Below are 14,707 nucleotides of genomic sequence, written 5' to 3'. Positions count from 1 at the left end.
CCCAAGCCAAACGCTTGACTTCTCCTTCTTAATCAGTAGGATACGCGTCGTTGTTCCGCGATAGCTCAGTCGGTAGAGCAAATGACTGTTAATCATTGGGTCCCTGGTTCGAGTCCAGGTCGCGGAGCCAAATTCAAAAGCCCTCGGTACATGCCGGGGGCTTTTTCGTTTAGGCCACTGGACTCTCACTAGGGACTTCGCCTCCGGTTATTCGGGACCTTCGGCCCTCACCCCTCCGGGGCCGCGCTAAAGCGCGTTCGGCTTCTCCGTCGAGCCTCGGCTACCACTCCATCCGCCACAGCAGAAACAAAAAGACCGGCCTAAGCCGGTCTCTTCTGGTTACTCGAGTCAGTCGATACTGAGTCGATCACGGTTGGCTTCCAGGGTCTTCGCACCGATTCCTTTCACTTGAAGCAGGTCATCGATCGAAGTGAAAGCACCGTTGGCCTCACGGTAAGCGACGATTGCCTTGGCCTTCATCTCACCAATTCCAATCATGCTCTCCTGCAACGTGGCAGCATCTGCCTTGTTGATATCGATCTTTCCTGCTGCTGCCTTCTGAGCCACAGCAGCGGAAGCATCGCTTTTTGGTGGAGCCTCCACAGCAACAGCAACACCGGTGAAGCCAAACAACATAAGCAGCAGGGGTAGGATCCGTATCAGAGTCATTGTTCTCTCCATGTAACTAGCTTGAGGCGGAGCTTATTTGCACCGCCGGTTCAAGCTAGCCCCTGGACAAAGGTGACTCAATTGCACGCTGCTGATAGATCCAGTCAACAATTTCCTCTTCTGGGCTGTAGCCGTTAACGGTACTCCGTAGGATCTGGCGAACCTCTTTGTAGTCATCCCGTTCGACGGCGTCGAGCAGACGCTCGAGCACGGACTTGTAATCCTCCCAGGGCAGATGCTCTTCGTTCGCCCGCATGATCATCGGATGATCGGTGGGGCTAACGTTCTCACCGATCAGAAGCTCCTCATAGAGTTTCTCGCCGGGGCGCAACCCAGTGAACTCGACGGCGACATCACCATTGGGATTGCCCTCGTTACGAACACTAAGGCCGGAGAGGTGGATCATCTTCTCCGCAAGCTCGGCGATCTTCACCGGCTGCCCCATATCCAGCACGAATACATCACCGCCCTGCCCCATCGATCCTGCCTGGATGACGAGCTGAGCAGCCTCAGGAATGGTCATGAAATAGCGCGTGATGTTGGGGTGAGTAACCGTTACCGGCCCACCTCGCTTGATCTGCTCACGGAACAACGGAATAACAGAGCCAGACGAACCCAGCACGTTCCCGAATCGGACCATGGTGAAGCGCGTCTTGTTGACCTGGTTAACGCCCGTGCTGTCACCCAGCAAGACAGGCGCCGCCTCGCGACTCAGCGCCTGAAGCACCATCTCGGCAAGGCGCTTGGTGCTTCCCATGACATTGGTAGGGCGCACGGCCTTGTCCGTGGAGATCAATACGAAGTGCTCAACGCCAGCCTGGATGGCAGCCTGCGCAGTATTTAAACTCCCCAGCACATTATTGAGCACGCCTTCAGCGACATTGTGCTCAACAATGGGGACGTGCTTGTAAGCAGCTGCATGATAGACAGTGCCAACCCTCCAGGTACGCATCACATCCAGCAGACGATCGCTGTTGCGGATGGAACCGAGGATCGGCAGCAGGCGCACAGGCAACCCATGGGAGCGAACACGCCGCTCCAACTCCGTATGGATACTGTAGAGATTGAATTCGCTGTGCTCGAAAAGGATCAGCGTCTCGGGATTGCAGCTAAGAATCTGCCGACAAAGCTCAGAGCCAATAGAACCACCAGCCCCCGTGACCATCACCACCTGGCCGCGAATGCAACGCTCGAACAGATCAACCCGAGGCGGAACCGAGTCACGCCCAAGCAGGTCAGCGATGTCCACATCCTGCAGGTCGTTCACCTTAACTCGACCACTAGCCAAATCCATGAAGCCAGGAACAGTACGCACATGTAACGAATACGGCTCCAGCGACTGTAGAATTTCGCGGCGACGCGAGCGCGCAACTGACGGTAGTGCCAGCAGTACTTCCTCGACACCCGTTTCGTTGATCATCTGCTCGATGTGCTTAGGCTTGTAAACCTTAAGCCCTGCGATCACTCGGCCAGAGATATTGTCGTCGTCGTCAATGAGAGCAACGGGCCGCATAGAGCGCCCCATCCGAAGTGCAGCAAGTAACTGATTGCCAGCAGCCCCTGCACCATAAATCGCCACTTTCGGCACTTGGGTTCCTTGACGTAACTGAGCCTTCACTGCGTACCAGTCCCCCATGAAGAACTGGCGTAACACCAAACGCAGACTGCCGACCAACATCAGTGACATCCACCAGTAGATAAAAACCAGCGAACGCGGCACCAGTACGCTGGGATCACGTACCCAGTATGCAAATAGCGCCCAGCCTGCAGCTGACAATGTCACAGCCTTGAGAATGGTAAGAAGCGCGTCGTTACCGAAGTAACGCATCACCGCGCGATATAACCCCATGCGCGTGAAGATCGGTATGGCAATCACCGGCGCAGACAGGAAAAGCAATAGATGGCTGCCAAACGGGTTGGCGGTGTCGTTCACTCCCAGCCGAATCGCAAATGACAACCACAACGCGCCCCAGATCAGCACCACATCAACGGCGACTTGCAGCAGGCGCTTGTAACGACGCGATAGACCGAGCAAATAGATACGTAACCAATTCATGAGGCTTCCTGCTTTTGAACTGTGAACAGACGCCGAAGCGAGTTACTCCAGAGCGCCAGCTCGGAACTTCACTGCCAATCCCAGCAGCGGTGCATAGGCCAGGAGTAAACCGACCAGACCGTCCAGACCACCTACCCCTACCCAAAGTGCCAGCGGCAAAAGCCAAACAAGATTGATCGTCGCCACGCCCAGCGTAACTGGCAAATGCCGGCCGAAATGGCGCGAAGCGAATTGATAAGCATGACTACGATGCGCCTCATAGACCTTGTCACCACGTAGCAGACGCCGCAGCAAGGTATAGGTCGCATCCACAATAAAGACCCCGAGCAGGATCAACCACGCCCACAGCCAGCTAGCGTCAAATACAGCGGCCTGCAATGATAGGACGCCCAGGGTGATCCCCAAGAACCCACTGCCAGCATCGCCCATGAAGATCTTCGCAGGTGGAAAATTCCAATACAGGAACCCCGCGCTCGCAGCCGCTAGAAGCAGCGGGAAGATAGCAAGGTCGGCGTGTCCCTTTAGCCAGTAGAGCAATGCACCGCCCAGGCATACGGTAATCACCTCCACTCCAGCGATGCCGTCGATGCCGTCCATGAAGTTGTAAAGGTTGAGCACCCAAACCAGATAAAAGGCCGCCAATACATGGCCAATCCAGCCAAGCGCCAGGGAGACACCGAACAACTGTACGGGTGGTAGCCCCCCAAGCCAGAACAACGCCCAAATGGCCGCGCCGAAATGCAAGAGCAGGCGCCAACGCGCGGCAATATGTCCGTGGTCATCCAGAAAGCCCACTAACGCAACCGAAGTCCCTGCCCCCAGTAACGCAAAGGTGGCCCCCCAGGGCAGGTCCAAAACCAGCGTGAGCATAGGCAGAGCAGCCAGAAAGCTAAGCACTATCGCTAAGCCACCACCGCGAGGCGTCGGCACAGAATGGGAGCTACGGGCGTTAGGTACGTCCATGATTCTGCGCGCCAGAGCATAGCGGCGCATCAATCCGGTCATTCCAAGGGCAAGAACCATAACAGCGGGCAAAAGCCACCAAGCCAACATCACCATTCCTTCTTCAACGAACGCATACGCTTATACGCCTCACCCGCTTGGATCAACCCGGCCTCAGTACTGACAATTGGCTGCCAGCCCAACAGTCGGCGGGCCTTCGAACCATCGACAACCAGCGATTCAAACAACTGAGTGTAAATGCCACTTAATCCCAGCGCACGGCAGGCCAGCGCCACCAATATCGCTGGAAACGAAAACAAACGTCCGCGCTTACCCATCCCTGCCGCCAGGTGCCAGACAATGTCAGCGGTTGATACTGGAGAGCCGTCCTCGGCCACGAACAGCTCATTGGCTGCTGCAGGATGGGTTAGGCAACAACAGATAAGATCTACAAGATTTTCCAGAGAGACAATACTGCGCAAATTTGCCACCCGCGCAAACGGCAAGGGCAGGCCCAAGTCCACGATCCTCAAGAGCCGCTTGAAGTTGCCTGGCGCATGCGCGGCGTAAACCAGTGGCGGTCGAATGATGACCAGCTCTGTCGTGGTATTGGCGAACAGATCCTGCAATGCACACTCCGCATCAAGCTTGGAAACCGCATATGCCGCGTGCGGTTCCGGCGGACTGAGCTCATTGAATGGCTGATGAGCAACTCCTGTTCCGTTGACGCCGATCGAGCTGATGAAAACGAAGCGCCGAACACCAGAGTCCAGCGCTTGCCGCGCGAGACACAGCGCACCCTCGACGTTGGTCGTGCGTAAGCGCGTGAGCTGCTCCCCTGCACTGACATTGCGAACATGGGCAATGGCAGCCGCGTGGACCACAACATCGACACCACTCAAAGCCTCCGACCAGTCGGTGTCGGGCCCTATGTCAGCGACCTGCACTACCTCGACGTCCCGAACAGACGATGCGCTCTGGCGACGAACCGACGCGACCACCCGCCACTGGGGATCAGCCGATAGGCGCATCACTAAGCCGGAACCGATAAAGCCAGTCGCCCCGGTGACCAGGACCTTGCTGCACTCAGCCATTGCCAGGTCCTTTAAGCATCAACGCCCAGCAGATCAAGGCAAAGAACAACTTGTCGCGAAGGCGACGCCGGCACTGCCTGGCGCGCAATGACAAACCGAATAAAGCCATGCGGTATGACGTGTCCAGACGCGATATCAGGACTAGGTCCTTAGTCTCCAGAATGCCGGAGATCAGGCGTACCTGAGTCAGCCACCAACCATTGAATACCTGCCCTGCTCTAGACTGAAAGGCCTTTGATCCCGAATTGACTCCAAACTGATTGTTCTCATGTTGGCGGTAAAGCATCGACGGCATTGGATCGATGTACCAGCGATACCCCTTAGAGCGTGCAAAGGCATAACAGAACCAGTCGTGTAAAGCGACCTCATCAACATGCCGCCGATGATCAAGCACGTAGCTTTTTATCGCTTTCGCCAACACAGCCGTCATCACATATGTGCAACCTGGGCCGGCAGCCTCGAAGTGATAATCCCATTTCACCTGAGCCTGGGACTTATTCACCAGTGCACGGCGACCGTCAGGCCAGAAGGCCATAACATTGGATGAGTAGCCATCACAACCGCGAGAGACGATATGACGATGGGCACGGCTGAGCTTATCCGGCATCCAGATATCATCCTGATCGGCAAAAGCGATGTAGCCAAAATGCTCGAAGTCGACGTCACGCAGTAATCGAAAGAAGTTTTTCGCTGCGCCGCCAAACACCTCGCCATATATCAGCGGTACGACCCTTGGATCGGTATCTGCAATATCGCATACCCAGGCATGCGTGCCATCGCTTGACTTGTCAGTGCTCACATACACCGTGACATCCACACCAACCTGACCGAGGATCGAATCGAGCTGCTCCGATAGCCATTGCATGCCGTTATATGCGGCAAGCAAAACGGCAAAGCTGGGCCAAGGCGGAATGGATGCACTCGAAAGACCCGCAGGGGCAGAGCCCGTGCCCATTCAGCGCACCTCCTGGAAAGGCTTGTACGACACATGATTGAGAGCCTTTAAATCAGTAACCAAGCGGTCTGATATCTCGCTGTTGTCCACAACAACCAAACGCGAGGTCGGCTCAATGCCCTCAGCGCCAATGGGGGTGGAAACAACGCTTGCGCCGGCCTCCAGCATCTGTAGCACCTTTATCTTGACCCCCGCGCCAAACAGCAACGGCGCAACACAAAGAGTTGCCGCCTGAAAGGCTGGGATGGGATCGTCAACCGCCCCCGTAACATTCAAGCCCGGAACCAGCCGATCCAGCACACGCAAGAGCCAACCTGGAGCAAGCCCAATTACCCATAGCTGGGCATCAGGAAACACACGGCGAATCCTGCGCCACTTGAACAGAGCGAAATGGGCAATTGAGAGGCTGTTCTCAGGACGCCCCATGTTGCCAAAAAAAACCAGATTCGGTCCCGGTCCGAACTGAGCCAAAACACTAGTGATTGTGCGAGCACCATCGACCTCCCCAACACCCAATCCCTGCACCCCCCAAACCTCTGCACTACCGCCAAACTGCAGATGCCGAAGAAGTTGCTCATCTTTTTCCGACAGCAGGTAACAGCGCTTCACCTTGCTTAACAGTGACGCCTCGACCTTCTGCACCCAGGGAAACAGCAGGCGCTTGAACGGTGATCGAACAACCTTCTGACTGACAACGTCATGAACAAAATAGTGAATTGGCAACTTCTCAGCGTGGCGTGCGAAACCAAGCGAAGAAGGGAAATCGATCCATAGCTCGGTAGGCTGATGCTGCTCAATGGCAGCCTTCAACGCAGCGACTGCCCGCGGCGATGTACGGGTGAAAAACCAAGGAGCTAGAACAGCACCGGAAAACACATGACGAAACAGTCCCGCCAGAGCGGTCCAACGTGATGCTGGCACTTCCGCATAGGAATTGCACCAAGAGTCCGCCGCAGCGCTCTTACGCTGATAACGAGGGGCGACGGCCAAGACATCCACTTGCGCGCCCTCGCCCCGTAGACGTCGCAAAGTCTCGGCACTGATGGCCTCACCCGCTCCAATATAACCACTGGCACCTGGATGAAAGGAGGTAACGAACAACACCTTGCGACGCGGCTCTAACATACGGCCACCTCAATCAGACTTACAGCGAACAAAGCTTCCTCCCCAAGTACCCACATATCCGACGACAGGCACTTCCGAGAAAAAGTTGCCATACAGACGACGAGATAAAATTATAAATTGCTACGGCAACGACACTATCCGCTAAACGTCCGACGACCAGCGATAATACACAGCACGTTCCAGGCTTTCTTTGCCTCGCCGCGCCGCAAACGATTTAACAATGCGACGAATAATCCGAGCCAGACCGTGACAATGTATTTACGATCATTCTTCCAAGTGTAAATCAGGCGATTTCTCAACACGTAAAAATCGGCCAAGAGCCCTCTTCCTCCGTCTGTGCTAGCGCCTTCTTTGTGATAGACCACGCTCGCTGTCGCCATGCCAATGGAGTACTTGCCACGCGCACGACGAGCCAGATCTATTTCTTCGAAGTAGAGAAAATAGTCCTCTTCCAACAGACCGATATCCCTGAGCAAGCTGGTACGGACAAACAACGATGCGCCAACAATGTAGTCAATGTGCGTGTCCACTTCATCATCTTGGTAAGGCAGCGCACTGCTCTGGTTGATCTTGTAGTGCTGGCTGGTGGCCAGCCAGGGGTTGAATAATCCGCCAAGACCTTGAATCAGACTACGGTCGTGGTGGTAGACCAATTTCGAACCGCAGATGCCGATGTCCGGCCGAGCCCGGCAGCGCTCGAGCAATCGCAGCAGGCTGTCGGGTTCAGCTTCGGTGTCGTTATTCAACAGCCAAACGAATTCGGCCCGCGGATCGGTCAAGGCGAGACGTATGCCTACATTGTTCCCTCCCGAGTACCCCAGATTGGCACCGGTCTGAACCAGGTACAGAGCCGGCGGCGACTCAGGCGACAGCTGCTCTGCCTCCGTACGCGTCAGTTCGCGCAAAGGATGCGCACGCAGATATGCATGATTGTCACGATGTGACTGTATCCAATAGCGAATGCACTCGTACGAGCCATCAGAGGAGCCGTTATCGCAGACAATTATCTGGAACGCTGCACCATGCAGGCCCATCAACGATTGCAGGCAGGCGATCGTGTCGTCTGCACCACGCCAGTTCAGCACCACGATATAAATCATGGACCGCTATGCCCCGCCCCAGCACTGCGAACCTTGATCAGATACTGGTACTCGAACAGAGGCCTGCACAACCCCAACGTAGCCCAGTTCAGGTAGCGGGCTTTGCGGCCCTTCTCAAGGCCCGTAGAGCTAACCGTCTCGAGAATCAAGCCGGACGACGTCATTAGCTCGATGGCAGTTTGCCTGGTAAAAAAACGCAAATGAGTGCGATCGAGAATCCCGGAGCTTTCGTACTGCCAGCGCCCCTGCAACAACAACGGCAACACCACGCGGAAATAGCGCACATTAGGGATGCTTGTGATCATGCTCCCCCCTTGTGCCAGTAGATTGCCAATACGCGCCAGGGCTTTCCAAGGGTCGACAAAGTGCTCAAGCACATCAAGGCACAAGATCACATCGAAACCACTGAAGCTCTCCGGCAGCGAAAGCGCTTCAAAATCGCCACAGAGCACATGATCGACCTTACTTCTGGCCGCATCGGCAGAGTCGGCGAACAGCTCGATGCCATAGGTGCTCTGTGTATTGCCGAGACTCTTCAACCAAGCCAAGGTATCGCCACGGCCGCAGCCAATTTCCAGAACCCGGCCAATATCAGCCGGCAGCAGCTGGGCAATTTCACCGCGGATATGTGAGTAATAATCGCTGTTATCACCGGCCGTCATTTCTGCAAGCATCTCAGTTCTCCTCAGGTACCTGACCGAACACTCGGCGCACGGCCTCAAGAAAACTCTTGCCGTTTCGCAAATCCGGCTCGAGGTGACAGCCTTCCGCCCATTCGTTCCAGGCATTGATGAACACCAGCTGCTCCTCCTGCGGATAGTCCACTACACGACTGGCAGCATCACGCAGCCAGGCCTCGAACAGTCGGGGATCATTGTTCTGAATGACCGTGGCTCCGGAACTACGCCTTGCTGAATTATCCCAGCTGGGAATCACGCATGGAAACAAGCGCTGCGACGAACGCTCGACAGCCATAGCGGTACGCGCCAGGGCGCGATAGTCGAAACGATTCATTACTGCGAGTTCGGAGATACGATCAGTAAGTTTCAGGCGGCGCAGCAGGTAGTTGATGGCGCGTGGCACAAAGTTGCGCGCATAGCCCAGCGCGCTCTGGCGCAGCATCGTACGCGAATGAGGCTCGAACCCCACTAACGCATCAAACCCCAGCGCGGTGGTCTGTTCGTCGCTAAGGGTATGCATATGGCTACGGACCGCACACAGGTATATGCCCGGCAGCCCCTGAGCTGCGGCCACCTCACGCCAATGACTGATGGTAGTGGCAATGTCCGGGAACTGATCAATGCGGTAAATCAAGAATACCGGTTTACCGGCCACCTTGATGTAACGACTATCAGCAAAGGCGCTGGCCAGATAAGCGAAATGCGCCTCGGGATCGTAGGTTTCCAGATCCTGGCCAATAAGGATCTCATGCTCTTGCCCGTCCCAGCGGCGACTCCACGTCTCGTTGGCCCAGCATACGCAGAACGGCAGGTCCGGCTTCTGTTCAGCCAGTACGGTTTCCAACGGACGCTCAAGCAGCAGCTGGCCATTGAACCAGTAGTGGTAATAGCAGAATCCACCTACGCCGTGCTCCCTGGCCATTTCCGCCTGAGCGATCTGGGTTTCCAGCAGCCGCAGATCATAAAAGCCCAGGTCGGCCGGAATATGCGGCTGGTAGTGCCCACTGAAACGCGGTTTGGCTTTGGCGACGTTGGTCCACTCCGTGAAGCCCTTGCCCCACCAACGATCGTTCTCGGGCGTTGGATGAAATTGTGGGAGATAAAATGCAATGGCTTTCATAAGGTCCCAGAGGTTTGCTTTTCCATGTGTTTAATCAATCTGGCAGGTGATCCTGCCACAACCGTGCATTCCGGAACATCTCGGGTTACCACCGAGTTGGCACCGATAATGGCGTGATCACCAATAGTGACCCCCGATAGAATCACCACCCCCTCGCCGATCCAGACCCCGGAACCGATGCGCACCGGCCCCTTTGAATGGAGACGACGTTTGGCCGGAGGAACGGCGGGGTCCAGTGAATTCGTATCGCCGTGGGCATGGTCCGCGATGAATACCCGACTGGCAATTAACACATCATTGCCGATGCTGACTTCATCGATACAGCCCACGTGACAATGGTAACCGAACGACACCCGGTCACCGATCGTGATTCTGGGCGCGTAACGTTCTCCGGCAAACTCACAGAACGCTTCGATAATCAGCCCCGTTTCAGCAATAACCGATTGCCCCAGGCAAATACACTGCGGGTTATGAATGCTGGCAACGGAGCGCAGATAGGTGCCCTCACCTACTGCGGAAAAACCACGCGCTCGAATGCTCCAGGCCATATAGGCATAAAAACTGCTGAACAACCGGGGTAACCGGCCAGGTACGCACACCGCAACCGCACGGGCAAGCACTCTGACAGATGATCTAGGAAGCGACATGCCAACTCTCCAACGGAATAAACATCGGCCCAGTCACTGCACGGACCTCCGTAACACCCAATGAGTGAACAGCGCTACAGAGTCCAGTCTGATCAGCAGACAAAGTGGGATGAATACCAACAAGAACAGACTGCAGGAGAACACCAGATAGAGCAGCGGCACCGAGACGACAAAGCTGATCAACGGCAGCACGCCCCAGACCACTAGCAAGGAGATCGCACTAGCAACGATTACCTTAGACAGTTCCCCAAACACCGACTTGATCGGCGCCTGCGGCAAGTAAACCCATACAATAATGAAACCGAACGGAAGGAAATACAGGACCTCAACGAGCAGTTTGGCCGCTGGCAGGCCGATATAGCCAAACAACGCAACAGCCACGAATACAGACCCCATCATCGCCAAATGTCCCAGAGAGCCAAACAGCGAAGGCATTTTGGTTTTATGCAGAGCCAAGGAAACACGGCCGTTGATGGTAAAGAGTACAATGCAGGGAATTACCAGCGAGAACACCTGCAAAGCGTGGGCGGTAATCGCGAGGCTCTCGGCCGAGTACTTTCCTCGCCCCAGTAGCACAGAGGTTATTTCTGGTGAATTGAACGCCATCAATACGCTCAATGGCACCATGACCACCATTGCTACTTTCATGGCACCTGCATAGAGCGCACCCAGTGCATCCATCTGCTCGCTGGCCGCCAACATAGACAGTCGCGTATTCAGCACCTCGATAACTGGTAAGGCAAGTAGCGCAATTGGCAGGGTGTAAATTTTCTGCGCGAATACCAGTGCGGTCAACTGTCCAGCGGGCAGGCCACTAGCGACATAGTCAAAAAAGAATACCGACATCATGCTAATAATGCTGGCCAGCCAGAAGGGCTTAACCACTCGCAGAAACTCAGCCATATCGCTGTTAGCGCCTAGCTGCGGTCTCGGCAACCAACCGGCGGCCTGCATACGCCAGAGTAGAAACGCAAATTGCACGATCCTCGACGCCGCCGCACTGATCGCCAAGCTTTCATAGCCAACGATACTCGCCATCGCCCAAACGCCCAGCACATTGACCGCCGGCTGCAAGACAATGCTTTGCGCTGCGGGAACAAACGCTTCTTTGGCCTGCAATAACACACGCAAGTAGTCGTTCAGCACGGTAAGAGCGAAGACAATCGAAAAATAGCGAAGTATCCGTTCGTTGTCAGCCAACAGTTCCAGATTGAATCGGGACACCAAAGCGAACAAGTGGATAGGGAAGAACAGAATAATCACCGCCCCGCATACAGACAGAGTCGCCAGATAGAACAAAAAGGCATTGGCAAAAGCACTGGCACGCGCCTGGTCCCCCGCGTGCAGCAGCCTGATGTACAACGGAAGGAAGACTGCACTGAATACCGTGGTAATCAGCGCGGCAACCACCACTACAAACCCCGAGGCGAAAACAAAAACATCTGTTTGCGCCGTGGCACCAAACATGTAGGCCACGAGTACAAAAGACAGATATGTAAGAATCGACCCGGCCGCACTGATCGCCAAGTTACCCAGAGCGACAGAAAACAATGAGCGCTTGGGCAAGTCGCTTGCCGGTGTCATGGCCGCGGCAGCATCCGTTCGAGCGAGGCCAGAAACTTTGAATAGACCGAAGTACTGCTCAGTGTCGTATGGGCAATCTGATAACCCTGCTCAGCGATCTGCTCAAGTTCGTCGGCATGCTGTTGGTAGTATGCAACCCGTTCCAGCAGATGCTCCAATGTGCCATCATACGCCACATAATGAACCCCAGGAACCATACCGATATCGCGGTACATTGGGTTATCCAACCCAAAATACGCAGCACCACAAGCCATCCCCTCGATAAAGCTGATACCTGGAAGATCGCAGACCTCCTCAGGCACGGCAAACATACGATAGGAATTGAAGAATTCAACAATGTCAGCATTGTAGTAATTACGTTGCTGAACCAGGGCACGTGCCTCAGATGAATCATGCCCCTTGGCCTCCGAACCACAGACCTCTTGCACACGGCGGGACTCATCAAGGTCGTAGATAAATGAATCGACGAAATTAGAGAGCTCATTCTGCCGACCATAGATTTTTCGGCGCATTGGCTGCAATTCATTGTGCCCATAAAAATCAAAAAATTCGGGCGCTTTCATTTTATACGTAATCGACCCCGTCACCCCCATTTTATTGGACCGCGCCCTAAAATCCACTTTGCGTTGAAAGCGTGGAGCTGCGACGTAGGGCAAGAGCTGAAAATCACCAGAAACATTACCAAAGTACTTGTTAAAAAACCGGGAGTTCCTCTTGAGATTATTCTCCGCAACAAGAAGATCCGGAGAAAGAATACGTAAATTCTCACTTCCCAGCCTAGGATTATAGGCAAAGTGAGTCATGTGAACGATTTTCAGAATGGAAAAACCAGACAATCGCTGAGCCAATAGCCTGCCCTGTTCAGCCACAGCAGTTGACTCATGAGTAAAACATCCATAATGCATTAAAAAAACAGCGTCCGCCTTATGCAACTGCTTAGACGTAAAAATCAAGCGAACCTTAAACAGATTAATTCCATTCAAAAGAGCCCAAAGAATAAGCCTTAAGGAATCTTTTAGCAGATCAACTAAACCCAGAATACCCGGCCGAAACCATAGTGCCGTCGAAATTGACGCAGAGCCATTTTCAGACAAATAATCGAACAATCCCGAGTATTTGTTTGGTAATTTTTGTCGACTTAAGATTCGGCGCGTAGGATTTTTAAACCAAATATCGGAAAATGGCCGATAAAAAACAATATTCATAAAGCTTCCAAAAAAATACAAACCATCCAGCAAGATTTTATCTTTTCAACTATCCCTTGAACGCTCTGATGGATAAGATCTTACCAACAGCGTCGAACTCCAAAACATCCATAACCAGAAGCGGCGCTCCACCATCAAACGAAATCTCCAGCTCAGCCGATACCGTACTACCATCCAAGTAAAGAGCGACGACAACCACATCGATAGTGCAGCAGCTAGCAAAAATCGAAGCTGTCGCTGCCAACACATCGTCGATACCTTGCCGACTGATCTCCCAATCTCGCAGAACCACGTTCGCTGCCAGAAACTCTCTTACGCCATTTATATCTCGAGAGGCAAATGCATTAAAATATTTGCCAGCCAGATCTTTTAGATTATTCATTGAAGAAACTCCGCTGTCGGATTGAGGGCCGTTATCTGCTCAATGATTTCCTGAGTAAAAGTACCTGCTCGAATGATTACAATAGGTCGATCGATCCCTACCAGAGCTGAAGGAAGCGCAACATTCAAATTGGTACCATAAAGACGTTTACCGGTCTTGTTTTTGTCATTATCTAGGACAGCCTTGATTCTCGAAACATCCAATCCAAAGCCAATCAAGTACTGAGCCTGTACATGCGCACCAAAGAGATATACGTCTCGCCCCTGCTCAAACGAAACCCTCTCGTTAATGGAGTCAATAAGCGCCTTATGGTAGTTGACATAATCGAGATAGAGCTTCTTGTTCTCCTGATACAACGAAGCACTTAATGTGGCACCCGACAATTCGTCATCACGGATCGCCGAATAGAAAATACTATGATCATCTCTAAAATACTGTTTCTGCTCCAGGCGGAACCCATTACTGGCTAACAAAAAGTCTATATATTGCTCAGAAAGGTAGATCGTATGTTCAAAATTCAAGCAATTGGTGAATTTACGTTCAACCATAACCTTCATATTGGGCACAGAAAAGATCAGTCTTTTCCCAACTTCAATAAATTTTTTCAGGTCCCGCAAAAACTCAAGAGGCTCGTAAATGTGCTCAAACAAATGCGAGTGAACGACGGCATCGACCCCACCTTCGAGGGTAAAACTCGAATCAAAAAAACCTTTTAAAACGGTGGCCTTACACTCTGGGATAGGTGTTGGATTTGGCTCTAAAATTGTCCATGGAATCTGTTTCAGGCCCGCATACTTGACCGAAAGTATGCCATGCCCACCACCAACCTCCAGGACGGAAGCTGGTGAATAGCTCGCAATAAATTCAGCAAACGCCTGATGATGCGCCTCCCAAGACGCACCAATGAAACCTGCTCCGTGCGACTCTGGGTAGAGGACCTCCAGAGGAACCAGTGGATTGAGCTGAATCATTCCACTGCTACGGCTAATATGAAATGACATATCAGCACAGATATCATCGGTTACGGGGTGTCTTACGCAGCCCATAAAAACTGGAAATTTCTCGAAGCTGAACAACGGCTCAAGATCTTTCTCGCCCAGAATTACATCATGGTCACGGCGTATCATAATATTGTCCAATCCAATTTA

General features: G+C 53.4%; 14 protein-coding genes and 1 tRNA gene. 1 reads left to right on the top strand and 14 read right to left on the bottom strand.

Features of this window, described 5'->3' with window-relative positions; translation table 11 throughout:
• The first annotated feature begins 54 nt into the window (after positions 1-54).
• Positions 55-130 (top strand) — tRNA-Asn (locus tag ACXI0U_RS05430).
• Positions 131-348: 218 nt separating this feature from the next.
• Here ACXI0U_RS05430 and ACXI0U_RS05425 read toward each other — a convergent pair.
• The 14 genes from ACXI0U_RS05425 to ACXI0U_RS05360 all read right to left on the bottom strand — a co-directional run bounded on the left by ACXI0U_RS05425 (position 349) and on the right by ACXI0U_RS05360 (position 14,686).
• The gene (locus ACXI0U_RS05425; protein WP_479549857.1) at positions 349-669 is read right to left on the bottom strand and encodes a ComEA family DNA-binding protein; all 321 of its coding nucleotides are present in this window, start codon (positions 667-669) and stop codon (positions 349-351) included.
• Positions 670-724: 55 nt separating this feature from the next.
• Complete coding sequence (locus ACXI0U_RS05420) at positions 725-2,725, bottom strand: polysaccharide biosynthesis protein (RefSeq protein WP_479549856.1); 2,001 nt, start codon at positions 2,723-2,725, stop codon at positions 725-727.
• Positions 2,726-2,767: 42 nt separating this feature from the next.
• Complete coding sequence (locus ACXI0U_RS05415) at positions 2,768-3,778, bottom strand: MraY family glycosyltransferase (protein ID WP_479549855.1); 1,011 nt, start codon at positions 3,776-3,778, stop codon at positions 2,768-2,770.
• On the bottom strand, positions 3,778-4,761 hold the full coding sequence (locus ACXI0U_RS05410; protein WP_479549854.1) for an NAD-dependent epimerase/dehydratase family protein: 984 nt from the start codon (positions 4,759-4,761) through the stop codon (positions 3,778-3,780). Before ACXI0U_RS05410 ends, ACXI0U_RS05415 begins: the two co-directional genes overlap by 1 nt.
• On the bottom strand, positions 4,754-5,716 hold the full coding sequence (locus tag ACXI0U_RS05405; protein ID WP_431483852.1) for a glycosyltransferase: 963 nt from the start codon (positions 5,714-5,716) through the stop codon (positions 4,754-4,756). The genes ACXI0U_RS05410 and ACXI0U_RS05405 overlap by 8 nt, the downstream gene beginning before the upstream one ends.
• A complete protein-coding gene (locus tag ACXI0U_RS05400; RefSeq protein ID WP_431483851.1) occupies positions 5,717-6,841 on the bottom strand; it encodes a glycosyltransferase in 1,125 nt (374 codons plus the stop codon).
• Between the two features lie 134 nt (positions 6,842-6,975).
• On the bottom strand, positions 6,976-7,941 hold the full coding sequence (locus tag ACXI0U_RS05395; RefSeq protein ID WP_431483850.1) for a glycosyltransferase family 2 protein: 966 nt from the start codon (positions 7,939-7,941) through the stop codon (positions 6,976-6,978).
• Positions 7,938-8,615, bottom strand: coding sequence for a class I SAM-dependent methyltransferase (locus ACXI0U_RS05390; RefSeq protein WP_431483849.1), 678 nt, complete (start codon positions 8,613-8,615; stop codon positions 7,938-7,940). Before ACXI0U_RS05390 ends, ACXI0U_RS05395 begins: the two co-directional genes overlap by 4 nt.
• Before the next feature lies 1 nt (position 8,616).
• Positions 8,617-9,741, bottom strand: a complete 1,125-nt coding sequence (locus ACXI0U_RS05385) for a glycosyltransferase WbsX family protein (protein WP_431483848.1) — start codon at positions 9,739-9,741, stop codon at positions 8,617-8,619.
• Complete coding sequence (locus ACXI0U_RS05380; RefSeq protein WP_431483847.1) at positions 9,738-10,388, bottom strand: acyltransferase; 651 nt, start codon at positions 10,386-10,388, stop codon at positions 9,738-9,740. Before ACXI0U_RS05380 ends, ACXI0U_RS05385 begins: the two co-directional genes overlap by 4 nt.
• Before the next feature lie 33 nt (positions 10,389-10,421).
• Positions 10,422-11,972, bottom strand: a complete 1,551-nt coding sequence (gene murJ / locus ACXI0U_RS05375) for a murein biosynthesis integral membrane protein MurJ (RefSeq protein WP_431483846.1) — start codon at positions 11,970-11,972, stop codon at positions 10,422-10,424.
• Positions 11,969-13,210 carry a glycosyltransferase gene (locus ACXI0U_RS05370; RefSeq protein WP_431483845.1) on the bottom strand — a complete coding sequence of 414 codons (1,242 nt, stop codon included), beginning with the start codon at positions 13,208-13,210 and terminating at the stop codon, positions 11,969-11,971. The genes murJ and ACXI0U_RS05370 overlap by 4 nt, the downstream gene beginning before the upstream one ends.
• Before the next feature lie 16 nt (positions 13,211-13,226).
• Complete coding sequence (locus ACXI0U_RS05365; RefSeq protein ID WP_431483844.1) at positions 13,227-13,559, bottom strand: nuclear transport factor 2 family protein; 333 nt, start codon at positions 13,557-13,559, stop codon at positions 13,227-13,229.
• Positions 13,556-14,686 carry a class I SAM-dependent methyltransferase gene (locus tag ACXI0U_RS05360; RefSeq protein ID WP_431483843.1) on the bottom strand — a complete coding sequence of 377 codons (1,131 nt, stop codon included), beginning with the start codon at positions 14,684-14,686 and terminating at the stop codon, positions 13,556-13,558. Before ACXI0U_RS05360 ends, ACXI0U_RS05365 begins: the two co-directional genes overlap by 4 nt.
• Positions 14,687-14,707 lie beyond the last annotated feature (21 nt).

Source organism: Pseudomonas sp. C9D1, from assembly GCF_056491235.1.
Note: the sequence above shows the minus strand (reverse complement) of the source record. Positions and strands in the feature narration are given on the sequence as shown.

Excerpts from the sequence above, each read along its gene's own strand:
- ACXI0U_RS05360 (WP_431483843.1), bottom strand. The coding sequence starts at position 14,686 with ATGATACGCCGTGACCATGATGTAATTCTGGGCGAGAAAGATCTTGAG.
- ACXI0U_RS05385 (WP_431483848.1), bottom strand. The coding sequence starts at position 9,741 with ATGAAAGCCATTGCATTTTATCTCCCACAATTTCATCCAACGCCCGAG.
- ACXI0U_RS05390 (WP_431483849.1), bottom strand. The coding sequence starts at position 8,615 with ATGCTTGCAGAAATGACGGCCGGTGATAACAGCGATTATTACTCACAT.
- ACXI0U_RS05405 (WP_431483852.1), bottom strand. The coding sequence starts at position 5,716 with ATGGGCACGGGCTCTGCCCCTGCGGGTCTTTCGAGTGCATCCATTCCG.
- ACXI0U_RS05395 (WP_431483850.1), bottom strand. The coding sequence starts at position 7,941 with ATGATTTATATCGTGGTGCTGAACTGGCGTGGTGCAGACGACACGATC.
- ACXI0U_RS05400 (WP_431483851.1), bottom strand. The coding sequence starts at position 6,841 with ATGTTAGAGCCGCGTCGCAAGGTGTTGTTCGTTACCTCCTTTCATCCA.
- ACXI0U_RS05420 (WP_479549856.1), bottom strand. The coding sequence starts at position 2,725 with ATGAATTGGTTACGTATCTATTTGCTCGGTCTATCGCGTCGTTACAAG.
- ACXI0U_RS05365 (WP_431483844.1), bottom strand. The coding sequence starts at position 13,559 with ATGAATAATCTAAAAGATCTGGCTGGCAAATATTTTAATGCATTTGCC.
- ACXI0U_RS05410 (WP_479549854.1), bottom strand. The coding sequence starts at position 4,761 with ATGGCTGAGTGCAGCAAGGTCCTGGTCACCGGGGCGACTGGCTTTATC.
- ACXI0U_RS05425 (WP_479549857.1), bottom strand. The coding sequence starts at position 669 with ATGACTCTGATACGGATCCTACCCCTGCTGCTTATGTTGTTTGGCTTC.
- ACXI0U_RS05415 (WP_479549855.1), bottom strand. The coding sequence starts at position 3,778 with ATGTTGGCTTGGTGGCTTTTGCCCGCTGTTATGGTTCTTGCCCTTGGA.
- ACXI0U_RS05380 (WP_431483847.1), bottom strand. The coding sequence starts at position 10,388 with ATGTCGCTTCCTAGATCATCTGTCAGAGTGCTTGCCCGTGCGGTTGCG.
- murJ (WP_431483846.1), bottom strand. The coding sequence starts at position 11,972 with ATGACACCGGCAAGCGACTTGCCCAAGCGCTCATTGTTTTCTGTCGCT.